Genomic DNA, 23,126 nt, shown 5'->3' with positions numbered 1-23,126 from the left:
ATGGCTGTACCAAAGAGGAAAACATCAAAACAAAGAAGAAATAAGAGAAGAGCTTCAAGCTATAGATTAAACAAAGCTACAGTTGTAGAATGCCCTAACTGCCATGAGGCTAAGCTTCCACACAGAGTGTGCCCAAGCTGCGGATTTTACAATGGAAAAGAAGTTATTGCAATGGACTAAGTGCCACAGCTTATAAAATAAGCGCATGTGGCGCTTTTTTTATTTTTAATTACATAGAAATGATTTAAAAACAGTTGATTTTAAGATAAAAATTTAGAGATAAAATATAAAATAAGAATGCATTTTAAAGGCCATTCTGATATATTATATTTAAAGAAAACTATAAAAAATATTTGATATATATTTGAGAAATTTTTAGATTTTAAAGAAAAAATTTAAATTTTTCTAACAAAAGGAGATAAAAATGTTTGGTGCACATGTTGTTTTAGTAAATGATTCATCATTTAATAGTGATGAAAAAGATATGACTGGACCAAAGGTCATAGAAATTTTAGAAAAAAACGGATTTAACGTAATAGGTAAATCAAAAGTAAGCGATGAGAGATACAAAATTGAAGACGAACTCATAAGACTTGCTGCAGAAAAAGAAATAAAACTTATAGTAACAGCAGGAGGAACAGGCTGTGCTATTAGAGATAACACCCCAGAGGCTACATTAAATGTCTGCGAAAGAATAGTGCCAGGACTATCAGAAGAGATGAGAAGATGCTCCGCTTTAAAAGTTAGAAATGCAATTCTATCAAGAGGAGTATGCGGAATTAGACACGGAACACTAATTATAAATCTTCCAGGCAATCCAGATGCAGCAGAGGAAAATCTTGAGTTTATCATTGATCTACTACCATATGCTTTAGAAATAATGTCTGAAGAAAAGATAGATTGTTCAAAAACAGGAACTCAAAGACACAGAAGATAATTAATAATTGATTAAGTTGGTGATATTATGAAGTCCATGACTGGCTACGGAATGGCGCTTGTAAAGAGCGAGAATTATATGACAAAGGTGGAAGTGAAATCTGTAAACTCCAGGTACTTAGAATTAAACTTAAGAGTTCCAAAGGATTTTATGTCCATTGAAGACAAGATTAGACAGGAAGTAAAATCAAAATTAAAAAGAGGGAAAGTAGACCTATATCTAAGCTATGATGTTCAAAACCCAGATCTTCAAGAGTTATCTATAAACAAAGATCTCGCTAAGGCTTACTATCGAGATATGGAAGACCTTAGAAATACTTTGGAAATCGAAGAAAAGATAACTTTAAAAGATATAGTATTTTTAGAAGGAGTCTTGAAGAAATCTAGCACAAACGAAACTGACAAAGAACTTTTAAACCAGGTACTACAAACTGTAAGAGTTGCAGTAGAAAATCTGGATGAGATGAGAATAGCTGAAGGAGAAAATCTAAAAGAAGATCTAAAAACAAAAGTTGTAAATATAGAAGAAATCGTAGAAGAAATAAAACTTCTCTCTCCAAAAGTTATAGAAGAAAACGAAAAAAAATTAACTGAAAATATATATGAGAGATTAAAAGAGGAAGATTTAGACCTTCCAAGGCTTACCACAGAGCTTGCAATTATGGCAGATAAACTATCAATTGATGAAGAAATTACGCGTCTAACCTCCCACATTTCTCAATTTAATGATATAATAAAGGATACAGATTCAGTAGGAAGAAAAATAGATTTCTTACTACAAGAATTTAATAGAGAAGCAAATACAATTGGTTCAAAGACCACAAGTAGTGAAATTTTGAAACTTGTGGTGAATCTTAAAAGCGAAATCGAAAAACTAAGAGAACAGATTCAAAATATTGAATAGGAGGCAACATGTCAAAAGGCTTTTTAATGGTGCTAAGTGGACCTTCCGGAAGTGGAAAGGGAACAGTAAGTGCCGCACTTATGAAAAAAAATAAAGAAATTGTATTTTCCACATCGGTAACCACTAGGACACCTAGACCAGGAGAAGTAAATGGTGAGAACTATTTCTTTGTATCGGTGGATGAATTTGAAAACATGGTGCAAAACGATGGCCTTTTGGAATATGCTTTTGTTCATACGAATTATTATGGAACACCAAAGGAATTTGTCTTTAACGAAATAGAAAAAGGCGAGATAGTCCTTTTGGAAATAGATGTTCAAGGAGCGCTCCAAATTAAGAAGCGCTATAAAGAAGCTGTATTTATATTCCTTCTACCACCATCCATGTCAGAACTTAAACAGAGACTTATAAATAGAGATACAGAAACCGAAGAAGAGATAAATACCAGATTTTCAAACGCCTACAAGGAGCTTGACTTCGTTGGCGAATATGACTTCTTCGTGGTAAATAATACGGTGGATCAAGCGGTGCAAGATATAGAACATATAATTTCAGCAGAAAAACTTAGAACAAAGAGATTTAAAAGTATAAAAGCAGAAGTGTTAGAAAGAGGTAATGACGATGATAATACCATCCTTTGAAGAAATAAAAAAAGTAACAGACTCTAGATATAAACTAGTTATGCTTGTTTCAAAGCGCGCTAGAAAGATCGTAGACGGAAACGAACCACTTGAAGAAACAGAACTACAAAAACCTGTAAGTATCGCACTTGATGAAGTTGTAAAAGGTGATATAGTTTACGGACCAACTATGACTGACGATCAATACGACGAATATATCGAAGAACAAAAAAATGAAAAGCTAAATATACTAAAAGCAGAAATGTTAAAAGAAATCAAGCTAGATACAGTAGAAGAGACTGAAGCTATAGAAGACGTAGAGGAAGAATAATAAAATATTTTCTAATTGGATTTAAAGTAGGATTGTTCCTACTTTTTTTATAGGGAGAAACAATGTATATCAAGGTATTTATCGATAAGAGTGCATCCAGTTTCGATACACTTTACACATATAGAACAAATGAATATGTAGAACCTGGATGTAGGGTAGTAGTTCCCTTTGGAAGAGGAAATAGAACGGCGATAGGACTTGTACTCTATAATTTAGAAGAGAGTGACGTAGAAAAGACCAAGGACATCTTAGAGGTAATAGATGAAGAACCGATCATCGACGAAAAATTAATCGAGCTTGGATTATTCTTAAAGAAAAGGTACCTAAGAGGATATTTTAAATCATTTCAACCGATACTCCCGCCGGGAGATATTAAGAGCATAGAAGTATACGCAGAAAGTGACTCAGATGAAGTCCCAAAAGAAATATTAAATAAAGACATAAAGACTCTAAGAGAAGAAGACAGAAAAGTTTTAAAAGCATATAAAGAAAAAGGTCTAGTAAACTTAAAATACAAAGTAAGAAGCGATGTAAAAGAAAAGTTTGTAACTATTTACAGATTAAGTGACGACTACCTGGACCTGCTTTTTAACAAGAAAATATCCACCCAAGGAAAATATGTAATAGAATATCTTTCAAAAAATGGGGATAGCGAACTAAAAGATATTTTAGAAGCTCTATCCATCTCCAACTCTCCCGTTAACACCCTAGTAAAACAAAAAATAGTCACAACCTATGAAAAGAAAGAAACTAGAGATCCTTACGGAGAAGAATATAAAACTATAAGGCATCCTTTAAATGAAGAACAACTAAATGCCCTTAACGGAATTTTAAATTCCAAGAAGACAGTCAACCTACTCCATGGAAAGACCGGTTCTGGTAAGACAGAAGTGTATCTAAAACTTGCAGAAGATGTAATCGAAAAGGGTGGACAGGTATGCATGCTAGTTCCTGAAATTGGGCTCACACCACAGATGATTGAGAGATTTAGAGGAAGATTTCCTGGCAGAGTTTCCATTTTGCATTCTAGATTATCCCTTGGAGAGAGATTTGACCAGTACCTAAAGATAAAGAATGATGAAGTAGACATAGTAGTGGGAGCGAGGTCTGCAGTCTTTGCGCCATTTAAAAATTTGAAGATGGTAATCATTGACGAAGAACATGATAATTCCTATAATTTTACCAGTCAAAACGCCTACGACACATTAGAAGTTGCAAAATTTAGAATGGAAGGCATAGGAAAAGTAGTCCTTGGATCTGCAACTCCAAAGGTAAACTCCTACTATAAGGCAGAAAAAGGTGAATACGGCCTGTTTAAACTTAAAAATAGAGCGGTAAAGGGAGCTCTACTTCCTAAGGTTCACATTGCAGATATGAGATCTGAACTAATTAGAGGAAACACCAGCATCTTCAGTGGAATATTGAAAGAAAAATTAGATGAAACCATAAAAAATAAAAATCAAGCAATTCTATTTTTAAATAGAAGAGGATTTTCAAACTTTGTAAGCTGCAGATCCTGTGGAGAAGTTATAAAATGCGACAATTGCGACATCTCCATGACCTACCACAAGGACATGAATATACTTCGTTGCCATTACTGCGGGGCGACGAAAAAAATGGTGACCACATGTCCAAACTGTGGCTCCAGTTTTATAAAGAGATTCGGAGTAGGCACTCAACAGGTCGAAGCAGAAGTGAAAAAATACTATCCAGAAGCAAAAGTCTTTAGGATGGACAGGGATACCATGGGTAGAAAAGATTCCTACGACAAGATGTATGAAAACATGAAGTCTGGAAATATTGACATCTTAATCGGAACCCAGATGATTTCAAAAGGTTTTGACTTTGAAAATGTGACCTTGGTAGGAATTATTGCAGCGGATATGAGCCTTTACGTTTCAGACTACAGGGCAAATGAAACCACATTCCAACTCATCACCCAGGTAAGTGGAAGGGCAGGTAGAGGATCCATAGAAGGAAGCTGCGTAATACAGACCTACACTCCAGATAATTACAGCATAACCCATGCGGCTAGAAGTGACTATGAAGGATTTTACAAAGACGAACTCTATGTAAGAGAAAAGATGGAGTACCCACCATTTGAAGAATTAATTTCTGTGGTTTTTACATCCAATAAAGAAGAAGGGCTCAAGAGTTTTGCAGAAGACTTTTTAGAAGTTTTAACTTATAAATGTCAAGACATGATTAAATATTCTCAAGTAACCACCATGCCAAAGATAAAAAATGTATATAAGGTGAGATTTATGTTAAAAGTCATGCCACAGAGAAGAAATGAGTTATTAACTGTGTTAGAATGGGTAAAAGAGAATATGAAGAATAATAGAATAGAAGTATTTATAGAATTTTGAGGTGAATATGGCAATTAGAAATATAAGGACAGATGAAGATCCGATACTTAGAAAAATTTCAAAAGAAGTTAATGATATAAATGACAGAATGAAGACCCTAATCAGTGACATGTTTGAAACTATGGACTACTCTAACGGAGTAGGTCTTGCGGCTCCACAGGTAGGGATTCTTAGAAGAATAATAACTTTAGACGACCAAGACGGACTTAGAGGAGCATTTATAAATCCTAAAATTATCGAAAAAGATGGGGAACAAGTAGGTCCAGAAGGATGTCTTAGTGTTCCTGGAAAACAGGGAACTGTAAATAGGGCAAACCATATTGTAGTGACCTACATGGACGAAAATGGAGAAGAAAAAACTTTGGAAGCTGAAGGATTCACTGCAAGAATTTTTCAACACGAGATTGATCATTTAAATGGAATACTCTACACCGATCTTGCTACAGAAATCCATAATATTCAAGATGAAGATGATGAGGTGGAAGAGTGAGAATAATTTACATGGGAACACCTGAATTTGCGGTTAAACCATTTGAAAAACTTGCGGACAATTTTGAAGTAGTCTTAGCGGTTACCAATGAGGATAAAAGTTCAGGAAGAGGCAAAAAAATTACCATGCCTCCAGTTAAAAAGGCTGCTTTAGAAAGAAATATCGAAGTCTTTCAACCCAAAAATGTAAATTCTTCCGACTCAATAGAATATTTAAAATCATTTAACGCAGATCTAGTAGTAGTATGCGCCTATGGAAAGATTTTAAGAGATGGAATTTTAAATTTAACAGGAGATAATCCTGTGAACATTCACGCTTCTATCCTTCCAAAACTAAGAGGGGCAGCTCCAATTAACTTCGCAATCATAAATGGTGATAAGGAAGCGGGAGTATCCATAATGAAAGTGGAAGAAGGACTAGATACTGGAGATTATTCTCTAGTTGGAAAGACTGAAATCGGAAAGAAGAATGTGGAAGAACTAGAAGAGGAACTTTCAGAGATGGGAGCAGATTTAATAGTTGAATTTGTAAATAGATATTCAAAAGGAAATCTAAATTGGACTAAACAAAATGACGAAGAGTCAACCTACGCTCCAAAGATTTCAAAAGATTTCGGATACCTAGATTTTACATCTATGGATAAAAATTACATCGAAAGACTCTCAAGAGGGCTTACAAAGAAAAATGGAATATCAATCCTATATGATGGAAATAGAATAAAACTCGATGAAATAGAAGTCTCTGAGGGAAAAGGAGAGCCGGGAGAAGTTTTAGAATCTAGTAAATATTTAGAAATAGCTACAAAGGACGGCTCTATAAAGGCACATAGACTTCAATGGCCAGGCAAGAAAATGATGGATGCAGAAGATTTTTTCAGAGGTAGAAAGATAGAAAAAGGAAGTATAATAGGAGGCTAAAAATGTTTGGACAAACAGGTGGAGCATATTTAGGATATTATTCCTACATGGTATACGTACTACCAGGACTTATACTTGCTCTTTACGCCCAATCTAAGATAACTAGAAATTACGCGAAATATTCTAAAATTAGAAATTCACGTTCACTAACTGGGGCAGAAGTAGCAAGAATAATCTTAGATAGAAACGGACTTAGCGATGTGACCATAAGAAGAATTAACGGAACACTTACGGACCACTATGATCCTAGGGACAAATCACTTTCTCTTTCACAGAATGTTTATGACGGTGAGTCCATCGCATCTGCAGCAGTTGCAGCCCACGAAGTAGGTCATGCGATTCAAGATAAGGAAAGTTATAGACCGCTTGTTTTAAGACAGACATTGGCTCCAGCAGCACAGATAGGTTCAAACTTTGCAATAACACTAGTAATACTTGGAATGTTTGTGAGTGAAATACTTATAAATGTTGGGATAGCTATGTTTATAGTTGCGGTTTTATTTACAATCATCACACTTCCAGTAGAAGTGGATGCATCAAGGAGAGCGAAACTTCAGCTTGCAGATAATATAATGACAGAGCAGGAACTAGATGGGGCAAGGGACGTGCTATCAGCGGCAGCTCTAACCTATTTAGCATCTATGATAACTGCAATAGGTAACCTACTTAGGATACTTTCAATTGCAAGATCAAGAAGGGATTAGTATGTCAGTTAGAAGAGAAGCACTGCAGATACTCAAAAATGTATCTAGCGGTGCATTTTTATCAGAAGAATTAAATAAAAGTAGGAGCGAAAATATTGCTCTACTTAGAAATATAACCACAGGAAGTCTTAGAAATAAAACTTATCTTGACTATCTTATAAAAAAGAACTCCAAGATTAGGTTCAAGAAGATTCACGAAGATATTAGAATAATACTTGAAATGAGTCTATATCAATATATATTTTTAGATGGAATACCGGATTATACAATAGTAGATGAGGCGGTTAAACTTACAAAGAAGGTTTCCCACAAGGGAAGTGTCGGATTTGTAAATGGACTTCTTAGAAATTTTATGAGAACAAAAGATTTTGAAGTGGATTTAAAGGGAAAAGACTACTACTTGACCAGGTACTCTGTCCCAGAAAAATACTTTGACTACTTAGAAAAAAATTATTCAAAAGATAAATTAGAAGAGATACTCAAACTAAATAATACAGATGACAACTTCACCATAAGGGCAAACTTCACAAAATTAACAAGAGACGAACTTATAAAATCTCTAGGTGTAAAATATAATGTAAGAAAAGATATGCTGACAAAATCTGGGATTATTGTTGAAGATCCGAAGGATATCTTTAAAACAGATGAATTTAAAAATGGAAAATTCTATGTGCAAGATTCCGGGTCAATTTTAATTTCTGAACTTCTAAATCCAAAAGAGGACAGTTTGGTTTTGGATATGTGCGCAAATCCCGGCGGCAAGACCACTCATCTCTTAGAAATATTAAATAAAACTGGAAGGGTAGTAGCCTGGGACATAAAGGACATGGTGGAGCTTAGAGAAAACGCAAAGAGGTTAGGGCTTTCTAATTTAGAAATTGAAACTAGAGATGCTACCATTTACGATGAAAAGTATAATGAAAAGTTTGACTATGTGCTTTTGGATGCACCATGTTCAGCCATTGGACTTATTAGAAGGCATCCAGAAATCAGGTACAAAGAAGTAGATTTAGAAAGCATAACTTGTGTTCAAGAAAAACTATTAGATAACGCAGGCAAATATTTAAAACCAGGCGGACTTCTCATGTATTCAACCTGTTCAGTATTAGAAGAAGAAAACGAAAATATAGTAGATAAATTTTTAGAAAAAAATAGAGATTTTGAAAAGATAAAGACCTTTGGAAAGGATACCTTTAAGACTGATGCTACAATGGAAGCAGATGGATTTTCCATAAGTCTTTTGAGGAGGATTTAATGTTTATAAACGATTTGACTTTTGAAGAAATGAAGTCCTATATCGAAGAAATTGGAGAGAAAAAGTTCAGAGCACAACAACTTTTTACCTTCTTCAACAAAAATAAAAAATGGGATTTGAATAGTTCTTCAAACCTTCCAAAAGATTTAAAAAGTCTTCCTGTAAGAGAGATAAAGATATTCGAGGAGTACCATTCCAAAATCGATGAGACGGTTAAATTTTTATTTGAGTTAAACGATGGCAATTTAATCGAAGGGGTACTTCTTAAGTATGAACATGGATACTCTCAGTGTATCTCAACACAGGTTGGATGCAGGATGGGCTGTTCATTTTGCGCGTCTACAAAAGGTGGACGTATAAGAAATCTAACTCCATCGGAAATGGCAGGACAGATTTATTTAGTTGAAAATAAACTTGGAATAAATATTTCAAATATTGTACTTATGGGAAGTGGAGAACCTCTGGATAATTATGAAAATGTAATTAAATTCTTTGACATCATCCACGATGAAAATGGAAAAAATCTAAGTAATAGATCCATCACCATCTCTAGTTGTGGAATAGTTCCAAGGATATATGATTTAGAAAAGTTAAAGAAACCGATAAATCTAGCAATCTCACTTCACAGTCCTTTTGACGAGGATAGAAAAAAGATAATGCCGATTACGAATAGATATTCCATAGAAGAAGTGCTTGCAGCTTCAAAATATTATAGCGAAGGGACAGGCACGAGAATAACCCTTGAATATACTCTTATAAAAGATGTAAACGATAGAGAAATCGATGCAGATGAACTAATAAGAATTACAAAAGATATAAAAGTACACGTGAATCTTATTCCACTAAATCCAATTAAAGAGTATAATAAAGGAAAGACATCACCAAAAGGTGCAAAGAAATTTCAAAATATGCTTTTAAAAGGTGGTATTAATGCTACAATAAGAAGAGAGCTTGGATCAGATATTTCTGCATCTTGTGGCCAGCTTAGAAGAAAGAGGTTGGAAAATGAAAATAGCAAAGCGAACTGATAAGGGATTGGTAAGGGCAAACAACGAAGACTACTTATATGCGAACTCTGAACTTAACCTCTTCATCTTATGCGATGGGATGGGAGGTCATTTAGCAGGAGAAACTGCAAGCAAGACTGCCGTCCTAGAAATAAGCGAATATTTTAAAGATTTAAAAATAGAAAGTAGTGAGGAAATTGAGAAGGCTATGATAGAAGCAATAGAAAAAGCCAACTCAAAAATACTAAAATTATCTTCGGAAAATGAAAAATACTCAGGTATGGGCACCACCCTATCACTGGGCCTTGTTTATGAAGATAATCTCTACTACGCAAATATAGGTGACTCCAGAATTTACGAAATGGACAAGGAAGGTTTAAGACTTTTGACAAGAGATGACACCTATGTAAACTACCTTCTCGATATGGGAGAAATATCGGAAGAAGAAGCAAAAAATCATCCAAACAAAAACGTATTGACTCAAGCGTTAGGCACAGAATCAAAACTTAAAAAGAAGAATGTTTTTGTAAGTCCAACGAAGGACAAAATATTTCTTATGACTTCTGATGGACTAACCAACATGGTTACAAATAACAAAATAGAAGAGATATTAAAGAATGAAGATCTCGAAGCTGCCGCAGACGAACTTTTAAAAGAAGCACTGGATAATGGCGGAGTCGATAATATAACCTTTATAATATTTACAAGTAGGTGTTAAGAATGATAGGAAAAGTTTTAGGAACTAGATACGAAATTTTAGAAAAAATTGGCACCGGTGGTATGGGCGACGTTTATAAAGCTCATGATAGAAGACTCGACAGAATAGTCGCAATCAAAATATTAAAAGCACAGTACAATGACGAAACCGGTTTTATAAAGAAATTTAAGAGAGAATCACTTGCTGCTGCATCAATTTCACATCCAAGCATAGTAAGTATTTACGATGTTGGAACAGAAGATCTAGCAGGTTTAAAAGTACATTACATCGTAATGGAATATATAGAAGGCAGAACATTAAAAGAAGTTATCAAAGAAGAAGGTCGTATCCCAGAAAAGAGAGCGCTTAACTACGCAATTCAAATCTTGGATGCACTTAAGGTTGCCCATTCAAAGGGAATAGTTCACAGAGATATCAAAAGCCCGAACATCATGATTACCCACGACGACAGGGTAAAGGTAACCGACTTTGGAATCGCAAGAATCGCCGACAACACAACTGTGACTGCAACCAATGCAATTATGGGATCTGTTCACTACTTCTCACCAGAACAAGCAAGGGGAGTAAAGGTAGACAATAGATCAGATATCTATTCTTTGGGGATAGTTCTATATGAAATGCTTACTGGCAAACTTCCATTCGATGCGGAAAATCCTGTTTCAGTTGCACTGATGCAAGTTCAATCCAAGATGCCAAAACCATCAGATAGTTACTCTGACATAAGTGAAGACGCAGATATATTGGTAGAAAAACTTACCATGAAAAATCCTGATGACAGATTCAAAGATGCATCTGCTGCAATAAAAGCGATTAAGGGAATACTCTTAGGTAGAGGTATTAGTATTACAGAAAAGGAAGTAGATCCTCCTGTAAGCAGAAATAAAAAAGTAATAAGAAGAGATGATTCAGATCATTCTCCTTATAGCAATATAGCTTTAAATAACGAAGAAAACTTCAAGAAAAAAAGACAAAAGCCAAAGAAGAATTCGACTGGACCACTTCTACTAGGAGTGCTTGCAGCTCTACTAACCGTCGCACTACTCGTATTTATAGTTCCAAAAGTTATGTCAAGTAGAAGTGACGACAAGCCAAAGGTACAAGAACCAGAAGTTACAGAATTTGAAGCACCAGACCTACTTGGAAAATCTGAAGCTGAAGTAAGATCAATTTTAAAGACCCTTGGACTTAAACTTGAAATAGAATACGACGAAGAAGACAACAGACCTAATGGAGTTGTACTTTCTCAAGAACCAGTAATGGGAACTAAATTAAAGACTGGAGATACTATTAAGGTATTTTTAAATAAACTAGACGAAGTAGTAACCATTCCAAATGTTATCAATAGAACTAGAGCAGAAGCAGAAGATCTATTCACTTCAAGCTCAATTAATATTGGTGAAGTAAAAGAAGAATATTCAAATGAAATCGAAGCAGGTAAGATCATCTCCACAGAACCGAAAGCAGGATTTGAAATTAAGAGAGGTCAATCTGTAGATTTAGTAATTTCAAAGGGAATAGACAACAATCCTGTAAATGCAATCAACTTCAGAGGTGAAAAACTAACCGTTGCACAAAAATATTTGGAAGATAGCGGACTTAAGGTTGAAGTTGAATACCAAGAATCAAACGAAGTTGGCAAGGATGAAGTCGTAAGACAAGATCCAATCGGAGAAGTTGCTAAAAACTCTACTGTTCATCTAATAGTTTCTAGTGGACCTGTTACTCAAAGTACTGAACCTAGCGAAAATGAAAGTGATAGCTCAGAAGTAAGTCAAGTATTTAAAACAAAAGTAAACGATGACGGTCAAAGACATAGAGTCGTAGTTACTAGGTATAGAGATGGAGAAAGCATGGTATTTTACGACTACCATAAAACTTTTGAAGATGGAGATATTTCAATAGAAATAAAAGGAAAATCTGGAGACAAATTCGTACTTTCAATAGATGGCGAAGAAGTCGATTCAACGGTGCTTAAATGATTGGTAAGATTATTAAATTAACCGGCGGATTTTATTATGTAAAAGATGACAAAGTCTACGAGACAAGAGCTCGTGGACTTTTTCGCCATAAAGATGAAAAACCTGTAGTTGGAGATATCGTTGATTTCGAAGTTGAAAAGGAAATGCTTGGATACATAACTAATGTTCATCCTAGAAAAAACATGCTAAAGAGACCTCCCGTTGCCAACGTGGACTTAGCACTTGTGATAATTCCTACGAAGAATCCCAACCCAAATATATTTTTAATCGACAAAGTCCTTGCTGAATATGAAAAAGAAGATATGACTGTTAAGATTGTCATATCTAAAGCAGACTTGGACAAAGATTATGCAAACAAGCTTAAAAATATTTATGAAAAAGCCGGATACGAAACCTACATTTACAGTGCGATTACTGGAGAAGGAAAAGAAAGTATAAAAAATCTTTTAGAAGGTAAAACCACAGCCTTATCGGGAGTATCAGCAGCTGGAAAATCAACCTTGATTTCAAATATTTTAAATATAAATCTTGAAACGGGAACAGTTTCTTCAAAGCTAAATAGAGGTAAACACACCACTAGACATGTGGAAATATTTCCTGGAGAAAATAATACATTTATCTTTGATACGCCAGGATTTTCTAGCTACGAAGTAGATGTTGAAGCAGAAGATCTGAAATATTATTTTAGAGAGTTTAATAAATATTCTTGTAAATTTAACGACTGTCACCATGTAAATGAACCCGGATGTGGAGTTAAAGCTGCATTAGAAAATGGAGAAGTCGAAGAGACCAGGTACGAAAGTTATATAAGACTATATGAAGAATTAAAAAATAGGAGGAAGTACTAATGATTTCACCGTCAATGCTTTCATGTGACTTTGCAGATTTAAAAGGAGAACTTGAAAAATTAAATATTGGAGGAGCAGATTTCGTTCATCTAGATGTAATGGATGGAAACTACGTTCCAAATATAACCTTTGGAGCTCCAATTATAAAAGCTATGAGACCTCACACAGAGATTCCATTCGATGTGCATCTAATGATTGAAAGACCGGAAAATTTTATAGAAGATTTTGTAAATGCTGGTGCAAATATTATAACCGTACATCCTTCTACAACGAAACACTTGGATAGGACACTTTCTCTAATTAAGTCCTATGGAGTTAAAGCTGGCGTGGCACTAAATCCTTCCGATGATATTTCAATATTAAATTGGATCTTGGACAAGGTTGACCTTGTACTTGTAATGAGTGTTAACCCTGGATTTGGCGGACAAAAGATGATTGAGTCATCCTTCGAAAAGATAAAAGAAATAAAAAAACTTATCGAAGAAAAAAACTTGGACATAAAGATTGAAGTCGATGGCGGAGTAAAATTAGATAACGCAATGAAATTTTATGAAGCTGGAGCAGATATGTTGGTATCCGGCTCTGGAATATTCACCGGAGATGCAGTAGAAAATATAAAGAGGTTTAAGGCACTAAGATGAAGGGACTTTTAATAAGCGGAGGAACCAAGGTCAGTGAAAAAACTCTTCTTGAAAATATAGATGGCAGGTACATCATAGTTGCTGATGGCGGAATAAAAAATTTGATTGGAACAGATATAATTCCCGACGAAGTGCTTGGAGATTTTGATTCCATAGATGATGTGGGAAGAGAATTTATCGAAAAAAATAATATTAAGATAAAAAAATATCCTACAAAAAAAGATTTCACCGATACAGAACTATGCCTTGAAGTGCTACTTGAAAAGGATGCAGATGATATTGTGATCCTTGCTGCAACGGGGACGAGACTTGATCATATGTTTTCTTCCATGTTTCTTCTAGAGAGACTGAAAAAAGAAAATGTGGCTGGAAGATTTATCGATGACCACAATGAAGTTAGATTTATTTCTAACGAAGAAGTTGAAATTTTAAAAAATAATTACAAATATTTTTCCATAGTTCCTGTTTCAAAAGAGGTCACACTTTCAATAAAAGGAGCCCACTACGATGTGGAAGATTTTAAATTTAACAGGTACACAATTCGTGCAACTTCAAATCAAATTAAGGATGATGCTGCGAAGATAAAGATAGATGGAGAAGGATTTTTAATTCTTTCCAAGGATTGATTTTAATTTAAATTATTTTCAATTAGTTTAAGTTAATTTTAATTCATCAAAAAATAAAATTTAATAATATTAATTTAAAACAAATTTAGAGTCTTCTTAGAAATTTTGTAAAACATTCCTGGTACTATAATTAGGAGGTGTATTATGAGATTTTTAAGAAGGCTTTTTTCATTTTTATTTAGAATAATTATTTTGATATTTTTCCTAGGAATTTTAATATTTATCGTCCCAAGGATTGCAAGAAATGTAAAAAATATAAAACTATTTACTCCAAAACCGCAAATCGTAAAGAATATAGAAAAGGATGTGGAAGAATTTTTAATTGAAAATTACAGAGGATACTACGATATAGAAAATTTCAAAATCACATCAACAGAAGAAACGGATAGAGGACTGGAATTTACCACAGAATTTAATATGACTCTAACGAAATCTCCCCATGATCTACCATTTATAAAAAGTTTTAGAGAAAATGCAAGTACAGATGAAGCAAAAGATTATGCCAATTACTTAGAAAACTATGCAAATAATTTCTATAAAAATAAATCAAAGACGAGTCTAGTTTTTCTCATGCCTAATGGCAAAAGTAGTTTCAGTGATTTAAAATTTCCTCTCCATGAAAAAACATTAGAACTTTCTGCAATTAAGATAGACGAAGATAGACTTAGTAATCTTGGAAAATCTGCAGCAATAAATTACGAAAAAATAATCGGCGAAGGAAATTATGATAGAAAAGAAGCTTGCACCTACGCACTAGAACATTATAAAGACGAACCAGAGTATGAAAACAACTGTGCCAATTTCGTATCCACCTGCATAAACAAAGGCGGAATATCTGAAAAGGGAAGTTTCTATCCAGGAGCAATAAACTGGATTACAACAGGATTTAAAAATGATGGTTCAGGACTTGTCCCATACCTTACTCGCCACGGATTTTTCTATCAAGAAAAATTTCGAGGAAAGGTTGAGCCCGGGTCAATAGTCTATTGGACTGATGCGTCCCATGTTGCTCTTATAACCTACCAAGATACTGTAACCATGAAGTATACAGCCCACACAAAACCAAGGCGAAATGAAATTTTACCCCTTGGCAGCAAAACAATTTATTTTACTCCCACTTCTCATTAAGTGGGATTTTTTTATGAAAATTAATGGTATAATAAAATAAGGAGGGATTTATGGGTGTTTATTTTGTACTCGCAATTATAATTATCATACTCTTTACAATCCAACTTACGCTTAATAAGATTTATTTAGAATTAAAAGAAATAAATTCGAGGAGAAAAAATGAAGAATAAGACTAAAAAAATACTTTTTTCGGAAGAAGATATAAGAAATAGAATTGAAAAATTAGGTGCAGAGCTGACACAAGATTATAAGGACAAGAATCTACTAGTGGTATCACTACTTAGAGGTTCATTTATTTTCTGTGCAGACCTAATTAGAAATATGGATTTGGAACTGGAAGTTGATTTCTTAACCACAGCGTCCTATGGTCACGAAGAAAAGAGCAGTGGCGAAGTTAAAATTATCTCTGATCTTAGATCACAAGTGGAAGGAAGAGACGTACTTATAGTCGATGATATAATCGACTCCGGTCATACTTTGAAATCTGTAATCGAACATATAAATAGCAAAAATCCAAAATCTTTAAAGACCTGCGTACTTCTAGATAAACCTTCTAGAAGAGAAGTGGATGTGGAAGCAGACTACATTGGATTTAAGATAGAAGATGTGTTCATAGTTGGATACGGATTAAATTATGGGGATTATATGAGAAATATCCCTTATATATTCACCTATGAGAACTAGAAATTATTACAAAAAAAATATAAATATCTTTACCGTCAATATTTTCTGCCTTATCTTTGGAATACTATTTCTAACCATTGGCAATACCATCCAAGAAAAGAATTTCTTCCTAGGCACATTTATTACAGAAGTATTTTTACTTCTCATACCTGCCATTATAATTCTATTCTTTTCTGGAAATGTTAAGAGACTTTTGTCGGTAAATAAAATTTCATTTATAAATATAGTCCTTGTAATATTTGTAACGATCCTATCATATCCGATAATACTTCTATTAAACGGACTATTTCTAAATGCAATTTCAAAAGTTGTAGAGTTTAACAACTTTTCACAGGACATATTTACAAAATCATCTTTCTCGATATACCTAGTATTCGCCTGTCTAATACCTTCAATCTGTGAAGAAGTATTCTTCAGGGGGATGATTTTAAATGCCTATGATATCTATGGAAGAAAGTTTGCAATACTTCTTAGCAGTTTTATCTTTGCTATGAGCCATTTCGATATACAAAATTTCGTGGCACCATTTCTTCTAGGAATTTTGTTTGCAAATCTTATGGAACTAACTGGTTCTATCTATGCTCCAATCATAAGCCATTTTACCAATAATATTATAGCAATCCTTGTGGCGAAGTTTTTTAACGACAATTTCATCGGTATCTTTTCAAATTCAAACCTAGCTAAATCCATTGGTTCTACAGAAGCTTTTACAGTGGTGGTATTAACAGTTCTCTCTGTAATAAGTGTAGTGCTTTTAGTAATCATATTTAAATATATGAGCAAAAAGAGAACCATAAGACAAAATAGCGAAGTTTTGAAGACGCCGAGACGTTCCATAGATGATTTTGAGTGGTTTAGTTTTATTCCAGTGTTCGCAGAGTTTATTCTCTACATTATTTACAACTTATCTATTTTTAGGAGGTAGTCATGAGTATTAAAGAAGCGGCAAAACTTATTAAAAATTCAAATGGAGTATTTGCACTTACCGGTGCAGGAATATCTACTGATTCTGGAATCCCAGACTTTAGATCAAGCACAGGCTACTATCAAAAGTTTGATCCAGTTACCGCCCTATCTAGAGAAGTTTTAATGTATGAACCAGAGAGATTCTACAGCGAAGGATATGTAATTCTAAAAGATCTCTTCGATAGAAAGCCTAATAAGGGGCATCTCGCTCTTGCAAAGATGGAAGAATTAGGATACTTAGATGGAATTATAACTCAAAACATAGACAATCTTCATTTTAAAGCAGGATCTAAAAATATTTTTGAAGTTCATGGGGAAACTAGAGACGTCCACTGCATCAAATGCGGTGCTGTATATCCTTTTGAGTACTTGGTTTCAAAGGTAGAGGAGAAAGAAATACCACCAAAATGTGAAAAATGCGGTGGGACAGTAAGGCCAAATGTAGTCATGTTTGGAGATAGTATGCCTCTCGATTTTCAAAAGGCATACACTGCTGCAAGTGGAAAGGATACGCTTATAGTAGTGGGTTCATCTCTAACGGTAAGTCCTGTCAATTTCTTTCCAGAGATGTTTCCTCATTTAATAATAATAAATAACGATAGGACTCCATTCGATTATAGAGCGGACTTTGTATTCCACGAAAATTCATCGAAGGTACTTTCTGAGATTGTAGAGGAACTAAAAATTGTATAAGGGTTTTGCATATATTTACGATGAACTCATGTATGACTTAGACTACGAAGGTTTTGCAGAGTTTATAAAAGAAAAACTAAATGGGAAAGAATCGGTTCTAGACATGGGATGTGGCACAGGAACTATGATGAAGCTCCTAGAAGATGATTTTGAAATAGATGGTTTTGATCTTTCGCCGGATATGCTTGCAATGGCAAGAAATAAGGTGAAAGGCAATCTCTACTGTCTCGATATGAGAAGTTTCGATATGCATAAGTCCTATGATGCAATCATATCTTCTGGAGATAGTTTAAGCTATATCTTGGATACTGAAGAATTAAAAGATATTTTTAAGAATGTAGCCAATAATTTAAATGAAGGCGGAATATTTATTTTTGATTTAAATACATTTTATAAGTTTCAAAACATGGAAGAGGTCTATATAGATGAAACGGAAAATGTATTTTATGTTTGGGAAAATTTCTTCGACGAAGAGGAAAGGCTCAACTACTACGATATCAATTTCTTTGTAAAAGAAGAAAATGGTACATACAGAAGATTTATAGAAAATCATGTGGAATGTGCCCACGATATTAAAACTGTTAAGAATTACTTAGAAGAATGTGGTTTTAGAGTAGAACTATATAATAATTACAGCGATGAAGGAGGTATAGACACAGCTAAACGTGTCACGTTTGTTTGTTATGGGGAAAATTTATAGTACAATTTCAAAAGACAAGACGATTAAGATGAGGTTTGCAGACACAACAGATGTGGTAAATGATGCAAGACTTGCTCATGGTCTTTCAAAGACTGCTGCATGTGCGCTGGGAAGGACACTTACCGCGACATCTATAATGGCGTCAACTCTTAAGAACGAAAATGATACCATTACAGCTATCATTGCAGGGGATGGACCTGGTGGAAGGATAGTTGTAACAGGAAAAAATGATGGAAAGATAAAGGGATATGTAGATAACAATGTGGATCTGCCTGCGAGAGAGTCTGATGGCAAGATTGATGTCAGCGGATACATAGGCAAAGGAACATTAAATATCACAATGGACCTTGGAATGAAAGAGCCTTACTCCGGCTCGGTACCACTTTTAACATCAGAGATAGGAGATGATTTTGCATACTATCTCTTAAATTCCAACCAAGTAAAATCAGCGGTTGGTCTTGGAGTGCTTGTGGATGTGGACTTAAGCATAAAAGAAGCGGGAGGATTTATCCTAGAACTTATGCCCGACTGTCCAGAAGAAAATATAGAAATAATTGAAAAAAATCTGGCACCGATCAAATCCATAACGGATTTATTTCTTGAATATACTCCAGAAGAAATAATAAAAAAGATCTATGGAGAAATGGAATATGAAATTCTAGAAGTAAAAGATATAGAATTTGGATGCGACTGTAGCAGAGAAAAGGTAGAGGATTCCATAGCATCAATAGGGGTCCACGAAATAGAAAAGATCATAGAAGAAGATGGTCATGCCCACGTGGTTTGCCATTTCTGTTCAAAGGAATATGATTTTAACAAAGAAGATTTAGAAGAAATACTTAAAAAGGCGGCGAAATAAATGAAAAGTACAAAAAATATAACTATCACAGCTCTATCAGCAGCACTAATTTTCCTATTTACATGGCTAAAAGTTCCAGGACCAATTGCAGGAGGCTTAGTTCACCTGGGTAACGTTCCATTCTTCGTGGCATCCATCGTCTATGGACCATATGTGGGAGCCATAGCAGGAGCGCTTGGAATGGGAATGTTCGATATATTCTCTGGATACTTAGCATGGGCACCAATTACAGTAATCACATGTCTAATCATGGGATACGTACTAGGAAATGTGACCAAAAAATTTAACATGCAAAATCTTTTAATAGGATTTGTACTAATGGTAGTGATAAAGGTACTAGGATATTACTTCGGCGAAGCAATTATGTATCATTCATTCGTAGCACCATTCGCATCAATACCTGGAAATGTTGTACAGATACTTGTAAGTGCAGTGGTGGTATTTATTATAATATCTCCAATCAAGAAAGGACTTAAAAATATATAATGCATCAATACAAAGGTAAATTAATCATGCACACAGGCTCCATGTTTTCTGGTAAAACATCTAGTTTGGAAAGAGAAATGAAGAGATTTGCCATTGCAGGATACAAAACCTGTGCATTTAAACCTGCAATGGATACAAGGGATAAGAAGGACAGAATCACCACCCACGACAAGACCTATATAGAAGCAGTGATGGTTGATTCTGTAAAAGATATTGTAAAATTTGTAGAAGAAAATCCCGTTGACGTGGTGGGAATAGATGAGATTCAATTCCTCGGCGGTGAAAGAAAAGAGATTTTAGAAGATATAAATAGTCTATTATACGATGGCAAGACTGTCGTAGTGGCAGGGCTTGACATGGACTTCGAAGCCCATCCATTTGAAATTGTAAAAGATCTTATGCCAATCTGCGACTACATCACCAAGCATCACGCAGTATGCGTAAAATGCGGCAGCGACGCATGGGTTTCCCACAGAAAATCAGACGACACCCAAAGGGTCGTAATCGGAGCACAAAACGAATACGAACCAATCTGCAGAAATTGCTACAATCTTATGAAAAAGAATAAAGACGAACAGAAGAGATAGTGGAGACACTATCTTTTTTATTGGAAGTTTTTTATTTAAAAGTAACAAAATAAAAATTAAATAAATTTTTAAATTTTAAATTTATAGATAATATAAACTTCACATAAATTCTATTGAAAAAGACTAGACTTATGATTATAATATAAACAAAAGTCGAGGTGATTATATGACTCCAAGAGAAGAAGAAATACTAGCTCTTATTAAAAAAAATCCATCCATCTCACAGAATGAAATGGCGGATTTGCTTAATATATCTAGAAGTTCTGTAGCCACATATATTTCAGCTCTTTCAGAGAAGGGATATATAGAAGGCAGAGGATATATTCTTGGAAAGCGAAAAAAGATAATGGTAGTAGGCGGCGCCAATGCAGATATTCTCTCAGTGCCGTTTAAAAAACTTATTATGAGAGATTCAAATCCTGGTCACATCACCACTTCTCCTGGAGGAGTAGGCAGAAATATTGCAGAAAACTTGGCAAGGCTCGGTTCAACAGTTTCCTTTATAGGAGTTATAGGTTCCGATGCGGAGGCTCAAATAATTGAAAAGTCTCTTACAAATGTAAACTGTGATACCAAGGATATGATGAGGATCCATGGCAAGAATTCTTCTAAGTACTTGGCGATTCACGATGAAAACCACGACATGATCTATGCCGTCGCAGATATGGACATTATGGACTCTTTAAACGTAGAATTTTTGAAAACAAAAGCTAGCATTATAAAGAGTTTTGACATGTTAGTCATCGATACAAATCTAAGGGAAGATGCTATAGAATACCTGCTTAGCTTGGGAGTTGAGACCATGGTTGAAGCTGTGTCTGTAAATAAAGCAATAAAACTTAGAGACCATGTTTCGAAGATTTCAATCCTAAAGGCAAACAAATATGAAATAGAAGAGATATCTGGAATCGAAGTTAAGGATGAAAAATCTCTAAAAGAGGCACTTAAATCTCTAATAGATAAGGGAATAAAAGAAATCGTCCTAACTATGGGAGAGGAAGGAGCAATCTACTATTCAGAAGGAAATTACGTTAAACAAGGTGCTCTTAAGGCGGATATAGTGAATGTTTCCGGAGCAGGAGATGCATTCTGTGCTGGGTATGCCCACGCATACTTAAATGATATGGATATCAAAGACAGACTTAAGTTTGCTTCAAAATGTTCCAAAATTACATTGGAATCAGAAGGAGCAGTATCAGATAAATTAAATATAGAAAGTGTGAGGTAAAAATGAACAAAGAAGTTTTAAAAAAATACGTTGATTACAGTGACGAAGTTAAGAAAGCAATGGAAGAAGGTCGCCCAATAGTTGCCCTTGAATCCACAATTATTTCTCATGGGATGCCATATCCAATGAATTTAGAAACTGCAAAAGCAGTTGAAGAAATCATCAGAAAAGAAGGAGCAACACCAGCTACAACAGCAATTATAAACGGAAGAATAAAGGTAGGTCTTTCAGAAGAAGAACTTAAATTTATGGCTACTTCAAAAGATATTATCAAATGTTCTAGAAGAGACTACCCATACATCGTTGCAAATAAATTAAACGGAGGCACCACAGTTGCATCTACCATCATCACCTGTGCAATCGCAGGAATAAAAGTATTTGTAACAGGAGGAATCGGTGGAGTTCACAGAGGAGCAGAAAAGACTTTCGATATTTCTAGAGACTTACAAGAACTTGCAAATAACGAAGTATTAGTAGTTTGCGCCGGAGCAAAATCAATTCTAGACATTGGACTTACACTAGAATACCTAGAAACATTTGGCGTACCTGTACTTGGAATGAGAACAGAAGAAATGCCAGCCTTCTTCACAAGAAGATCAGGATTTAAACTAGACTATGAAGTTAAATCAGAAGAAGAAGCAGCAAATATCGCAAGTACAAAATGGGAACTTGGACTAAACGGCGGAATCGTAGTTGCAAATCCAATTCCAGAAGAATCACAAATGGACGAAGATAAAATAAATACTGCAATTAAAGAAGCCCTAGTTGAAGCGGAAGAAAAGGGAATCCACGGCAAGGAAACCACACCATTCTTACTACAAAAAGTTTTGGAAGCAACAGAAGGTAAATCACTAGAAGCAAACATCGCCCTAGTAAAACATAATGCAGAAGTAGGAGCTAAGATAGCAGTAGCTATGAATAAATAAATATAAAAAAATTAACCATAGATAGAAATATCCATGGTTTTTTTAAATTATGGAAAATTTTTATTTGGACATAAAAAAAGACAGGTAAGACCTGTCTTTAAAATCATTATTTTACTGTTACAGTTGCTCCAGCTTCTTCAAGTTTAGCTTTTAGTTCTTCTGCTTGGTCTGCTGGGATTCCTTCTTTGATAGCTTTTGGAGCTTCGTCTACAAGAGCTTTAGCTTCTTTTAGTCCTAGTCCAGTGATATCTTTAACAACTTTGATAACCTTAACTTTTTCTCCACCTGCTGATTCAAGAATTACATCAACGTCTGTTTTTGCTTCTTCTGCTGCTGGGCCTGCTGCTGCTGGACCTGCTACTGCAACTGCTGCTGGAGCTGCTGCTGATACTCCGAATTCTTCTTCAAGAGCTTTAACTACTTCTGAAAGCTCGATAACTGTAAGTGTTTTGATTTCTTCAATAAGTGCTTGTACTTTTTCTGACATTATATTTCCTCCTAAATGTTTTTAAAATATTTTTTAA

The 23,126-nt window shown here is 34.7% G+C and carries 27 protein-coding genes; 26 read left to right on the top strand and 1 reads right to left on the bottom strand.

From position 1 onward, the window contains the following. The 26 genes from rpmF to HMPREF9225_RS09145 all read left to right on the top strand — a co-directional run bounded on the left by rpmF (position 1) and on the right by HMPREF9225_RS09145 (position 22,602). Entirely contained in the window at positions 1-180 is a 180-nt protein-coding gene (gene rpmF, locus HMPREF9225_RS09270; protein ID WP_008902692.1) for a 50S ribosomal protein L32, read from the top strand. A 244-nt stretch (positions 181-424) separates the two neighbouring features. Further along, positions 425-937, top strand: coding sequence for a MogA/MoaB family molybdenum cofactor biosynthesis protein (locus tag HMPREF9225_RS09265; protein ID WP_008902691.1), 513 nt, complete (start codon positions 425-427; stop codon positions 935-937). A gap of 27 nt (positions 938-964) precedes the next feature. Continuing rightward, entirely contained in the window at positions 965-1,840 is an 876-nt protein-coding gene (locus HMPREF9225_RS09260; protein ID WP_008902690.1) for a YicC/YloC family endoribonuclease, read from the top strand. Positions 1,841-1,848: 8 nt separating this feature from the next. Then, complete coding sequence (gene gmk, locus HMPREF9225_RS09255; protein WP_008902689.1) at positions 1,849-2,481, top strand: guanylate kinase; 633 nt, start codon at positions 1,849-1,851, stop codon at positions 2,479-2,481. Continuing rightward, positions 2,462-2,791: a DNA-directed RNA polymerase subunit omega gene (rpoZ, locus tag HMPREF9225_RS09250; RefSeq protein WP_008902688.1), complete on the top strand. Its 330-nt coding sequence runs from the start codon at positions 2,462-2,464 to the stop codon at positions 2,789-2,791. The genes gmk and rpoZ overlap by 20 nt, the downstream gene beginning before the upstream one ends. A gap of 62 nt (positions 2,792-2,853) precedes the next feature. Continuing rightward, positions 2,854-5,160 carry a replication restart helicase PriA gene (gene priA, locus HMPREF9225_RS09245; protein ID WP_008902687.1) on the top strand — a complete coding sequence of 769 codons (2,307 nt, stop codon included), beginning with the start codon at positions 2,854-2,856 and terminating at the stop codon, positions 5,158-5,160. A 7-nt stretch (positions 5,161-5,167) separates the two neighbouring features. Then, complete coding sequence (def, locus tag HMPREF9225_RS09240) at positions 5,168-5,650, top strand: peptide deformylase (protein ID WP_008902686.1); 483 nt, start codon at positions 5,168-5,170, stop codon at positions 5,648-5,650. Next, positions 5,647-6,567, top strand: coding sequence for a methionyl-tRNA formyltransferase (gene fmt / locus HMPREF9225_RS09235; protein WP_008902685.1), 921 nt, complete (start codon positions 5,647-5,649; stop codon positions 6,565-6,567). Before def ends, fmt begins: the two co-directional genes overlap by 4 nt. 2 nt (positions 6,568-6,569) lie before the next feature. Beyond that, positions 6,570-7,271, top strand: coding sequence for a zinc metallopeptidase (locus HMPREF9225_RS09230; protein ID WP_008902684.1), 702 nt, complete (start codon positions 6,570-6,572; stop codon positions 7,269-7,271). Position 7,272: 1 nt separating this feature from the next. Then, positions 7,273-8,526 (top strand): 16S rRNA (cytosine(967)-C(5))-methyltransferase RsmB, encoded by a 1,254-nt coding sequence (rsmB, locus tag HMPREF9225_RS09225; RefSeq protein WP_040551498.1) that lies wholly within the window; start codon positions 7,273-7,275, stop codon positions 8,524-8,526. Beyond that, positions 8,526-9,554, top strand: a complete 1,029-nt coding sequence (gene rlmN, locus HMPREF9225_RS09220) for a dual-specificity RNA methyltransferase RlmN (RefSeq protein WP_008902682.1) — start codon at positions 8,526-8,528, stop codon at positions 9,552-9,554. Before rsmB ends, rlmN begins: the two co-directional genes overlap by 1 nt. Then, the gene (locus tag HMPREF9225_RS09215) at positions 9,532-10,251 is read left to right on the top strand and encodes a Stp1/IreP family PP2C-type Ser/Thr phosphatase (protein WP_008902681.1); all 720 of its coding nucleotides are present in this window, start codon (positions 9,532-9,534) and stop codon (positions 10,249-10,251) included. The genes rlmN and HMPREF9225_RS09215 overlap by 23 nt, the downstream gene beginning before the upstream one ends. A 2-nt stretch (positions 10,252-10,253) precedes the next feature. Then, a complete protein-coding gene (gene pknB, locus HMPREF9225_RS09210) occupies positions 10,254-12,230 on the top strand; it encodes a Stk1 family PASTA domain-containing Ser/Thr kinase (RefSeq protein WP_008902680.1) in 1,977 nt (658 codons plus the stop codon). Next, a complete protein-coding gene (gene rsgA / locus HMPREF9225_RS09205; protein ID WP_008902679.1) occupies positions 12,227-13,078 on the top strand; it encodes a ribosome small subunit-dependent GTPase A in 852 nt (283 codons plus the stop codon). Before pknB ends, rsgA begins: the two co-directional genes overlap by 4 nt. Further along, the gene (gene rpe, locus HMPREF9225_RS09200) at positions 13,078-13,719 is read left to right on the top strand and encodes a ribulose-phosphate 3-epimerase (RefSeq protein ID WP_008902678.1); all 642 of its coding nucleotides are present in this window, start codon (positions 13,078-13,080) and stop codon (positions 13,717-13,719) included. Before rsgA ends, rpe begins: the two co-directional genes overlap by 1 nt. Next, positions 13,716-14,345: a thiamine diphosphokinase gene (locus tag HMPREF9225_RS09195; RefSeq protein WP_008902677.1), complete on the top strand. Its 630-nt coding sequence runs from the start codon at positions 13,716-13,718 to the stop codon at positions 14,343-14,345. The genes rpe and HMPREF9225_RS09195 overlap by 4 nt, the downstream gene beginning before the upstream one ends. A gap of 144 nt (positions 14,346-14,489) precedes the next feature. Then, positions 14,490-15,473: an amidase domain-containing protein gene (locus HMPREF9225_RS09190; RefSeq protein ID WP_008902676.1), complete on the top strand. Its 984-nt coding sequence runs from the start codon at positions 14,490-14,492 to the stop codon at positions 15,471-15,473. Positions 15,474-15,632: 159 nt separating this feature from the next. Then, positions 15,633-16,157, top strand: a complete 525-nt coding sequence (gene hpt / locus HMPREF9225_RS09185; protein ID WP_008902674.1) for a hypoxanthine phosphoribosyltransferase — start codon at positions 15,633-15,635, stop codon at positions 16,155-16,157. Next, positions 16,147-17,082 carry a type II CAAX endopeptidase family protein gene (locus HMPREF9225_RS09180; RefSeq protein WP_008902673.1) on the top strand — a complete coding sequence of 312 codons (936 nt, stop codon included), beginning with the start codon at positions 16,147-16,149 and terminating at the stop codon, positions 17,080-17,082. Before hpt ends, HMPREF9225_RS09180 begins: the two co-directional genes overlap by 11 nt. A 2-nt stretch (positions 17,083-17,084) precedes the next feature. Further along, complete coding sequence (locus HMPREF9225_RS09175) at positions 17,085-17,816, top strand: SIR2 family NAD-dependent protein deacylase (RefSeq protein WP_008902672.1); 732 nt, start codon at positions 17,085-17,087, stop codon at positions 17,814-17,816. Beyond that, positions 17,809-18,516, top strand: coding sequence for a class I SAM-dependent DNA methyltransferase (locus HMPREF9225_RS09170; protein WP_040551496.1), 708 nt, complete (start codon positions 17,809-17,811; stop codon positions 18,514-18,516). Before HMPREF9225_RS09175 ends, HMPREF9225_RS09170 begins: the two co-directional genes overlap by 8 nt. Further along, positions 18,500-19,375, top strand: coding sequence for an Hsp33 family molecular chaperone HslO (gene hslO / locus HMPREF9225_RS09165; RefSeq protein WP_040551789.1), 876 nt, complete (start codon positions 18,500-18,502; stop codon positions 19,373-19,375). Before HMPREF9225_RS09170 ends, hslO begins: the two co-directional genes overlap by 17 nt. Beyond that, positions 19,376-19,861 (top strand): ECF transporter S component, encoded by a 486-nt coding sequence (locus tag HMPREF9225_RS09160; RefSeq protein WP_008902669.1) that lies wholly within the window; start codon positions 19,376-19,378, stop codon positions 19,859-19,861. It begins immediately after the preceding gene. After that, positions 19,861-20,448, top strand: coding sequence for a thymidine kinase (locus HMPREF9225_RS09155; RefSeq protein WP_008902668.1), 588 nt, complete (start codon positions 19,861-19,863; stop codon positions 20,446-20,448). The genes HMPREF9225_RS09160 and HMPREF9225_RS09155 overlap by 1 nt, the downstream gene beginning before the upstream one ends. Positions 20,449-20,614: 166 nt before the next feature. Further along, complete coding sequence (locus HMPREF9225_RS09150; protein ID WP_008902667.1) at positions 20,615-21,676, top strand: carbohydrate kinase; 1,062 nt, start codon at positions 20,615-20,617, stop codon at positions 21,674-21,676. Positions 21,677-21,678: 2 nt separating this feature from the next. Continuing rightward, the gene (locus HMPREF9225_RS09145) at positions 21,679-22,602 is read left to right on the top strand and encodes a pseudouridine-5'-phosphate glycosidase (RefSeq protein WP_008902666.1); all 924 of its coding nucleotides are present in this window, start codon (positions 21,679-21,681) and stop codon (positions 22,600-22,602) included. A 106-nt stretch (positions 22,603-22,708) separates the two neighbouring features. Here the strand turns inward: HMPREF9225_RS09145 and rplL are convergent, their stop codons facing one another. Beyond that, positions 22,709-23,089, bottom strand: coding sequence for a 50S ribosomal protein L7/L12 (gene rplL / locus HMPREF9225_RS09140; RefSeq protein WP_008902665.1), 381 nt, complete (start codon positions 23,087-23,089; stop codon positions 22,709-22,711). Positions 23,090-23,126 lie beyond the last annotated feature (37 nt).

This window comes from Peptoniphilus duerdenii ATCC BAA-1640 (assembly GCF_000146345.1).
GTDB lineage: Bacteria > Bacillota > Clostridia > Tissierellales > Peptoniphilaceae > Peptoniphilus_B > Peptoniphilus_B duerdenii.
Note: the sequence above shows the minus strand (reverse complement) of the source record. Positions and strands in the feature narration are given on the sequence as shown.

Excerpts from the sequence above, each read along its gene's own strand:
- HMPREF9225_RS09150 (WP_008902667.1), top strand. The coding sequence starts at position 20,615 with ATGACTCCAAGAGAAGAAGAAATACTAGCTCTTATTAAAAAAAATCCA.
- pknB (WP_008902680.1), top strand. The coding sequence starts at position 10,254 with ATGATAGGAAAAGTTTTAGGAACTAGATACGAAATTTTAGAAAAAATT.
- HMPREF9225_RS09190 (WP_008902676.1), top strand. The coding sequence starts at position 14,490 with ATGAGATTTTTAAGAAGGCTTTTTTCATTTTTATTTAGAATAATTATT.
- HMPREF9225_RS09175 (WP_008902672.1), top strand. The coding sequence starts at position 17,085 with ATGAGTATTAAAGAAGCGGCAAAACTTATTAAAAATTCAAATGGAGTA.
- rlmN (WP_008902682.1), top strand. The coding sequence starts at position 8,526 with ATGTTTATAAACGATTTGACTTTTGAAGAAATGAAGTCCTATATCGAA.
- gmk (WP_008902689.1), top strand. The coding sequence starts at position 1,849 with ATGTCAAAAGGCTTTTTAATGGTGCTAAGTGGACCTTCCGGAAGTGGA.
- hslO (WP_040551789.1), top strand. The coding sequence starts at position 18,500 with ATGGGGAAAATTTATAGTACAATTTCAAAAGACAAGACGATTAAGATG.
- rplL (WP_008902665.1), bottom strand. The coding sequence starts at position 23,089 with ATGTCAGAAAAAGTACAAGCACTTATTGAAGAAATCAAAACACTTACA.
- HMPREF9225_RS09160 (WP_008902669.1), top strand. The coding sequence starts at position 19,376 with ATGAAAAGTACAAAAAATATAACTATCACAGCTCTATCAGCAGCACTA.
- priA (WP_008902687.1), top strand. The coding sequence starts at position 2,854 with ATGTATATCAAGGTATTTATCGATAAGAGTGCATCCAGTTTCGATACA.
- rpoZ (WP_008902688.1), top strand. The coding sequence starts at position 2,462 with ATGATAATACCATCCTTTGAAGAAATAAAAAAAGTAACAGACTCTAGA.
- HMPREF9225_RS09215 (WP_008902681.1), top strand. The coding sequence starts at position 9,532 with ATGAAAATAGCAAAGCGAACTGATAAGGGATTGGTAAGGGCAAACAAC.
- rsmB (WP_040551498.1), top strand. The coding sequence starts at position 7,273 with ATGTCAGTTAGAAGAGAAGCACTGCAGATACTCAAAAATGTATCTAGC.
- HMPREF9225_RS09195 (WP_008902677.1), top strand. The coding sequence starts at position 13,716 with ATGAAGGGACTTTTAATAAGCGGAGGAACCAAGGTCAGTGAAAAAACT.
- rpmF (WP_008902692.1), top strand. The coding sequence starts at position 1 with ATGGCTGTACCAAAGAGGAAAACATCAAAACAAAGAAGAAATAAGAGA.
- HMPREF9225_RS09145 (WP_008902666.1), top strand. The coding sequence starts at position 21,679 with ATGAACAAAGAAGTTTTAAAAAAATACGTTGATTACAGTGACGAAGTT.
- HMPREF9225_RS09230 (WP_008902684.1), top strand. The coding sequence starts at position 6,570 with ATGTTTGGACAAACAGGTGGAGCATATTTAGGATATTATTCCTACATG.
- hpt (WP_008902674.1), top strand. The coding sequence starts at position 15,633 with ATGAAGAATAAGACTAAAAAAATACTTTTTTCGGAAGAAGATATAAGA.
- rsgA (WP_008902679.1), top strand. The coding sequence starts at position 12,227 with ATGATTGGTAAGATTATTAAATTAACCGGCGGATTTTATTATGTAAAA.
- HMPREF9225_RS09180 (WP_008902673.1), top strand. The coding sequence starts at position 16,147 with ATGAGAACTAGAAATTATTACAAAAAAAATATAAATATCTTTACCGTC.
- HMPREF9225_RS09260 (WP_008902690.1), top strand. The coding sequence starts at position 965 with ATGAAGTCCATGACTGGCTACGGAATGGCGCTTGTAAAGAGCGAGAAT.
- HMPREF9225_RS09155 (WP_008902668.1), top strand. The coding sequence starts at position 19,861 with ATGCATCAATACAAAGGTAAATTAATCATGCACACAGGCTCCATGTTT.
- rpe (WP_008902678.1), top strand. The coding sequence starts at position 13,078 with ATGATTTCACCGTCAATGCTTTCATGTGACTTTGCAGATTTAAAAGGA.
- def (WP_008902686.1), top strand. The coding sequence starts at position 5,168 with ATGGCAATTAGAAATATAAGGACAGATGAAGATCCGATACTTAGAAAA.
- HMPREF9225_RS09265 (WP_008902691.1), top strand. The coding sequence starts at position 425 with ATGTTTGGTGCACATGTTGTTTTAGTAAATGATTCATCATTTAATAGT.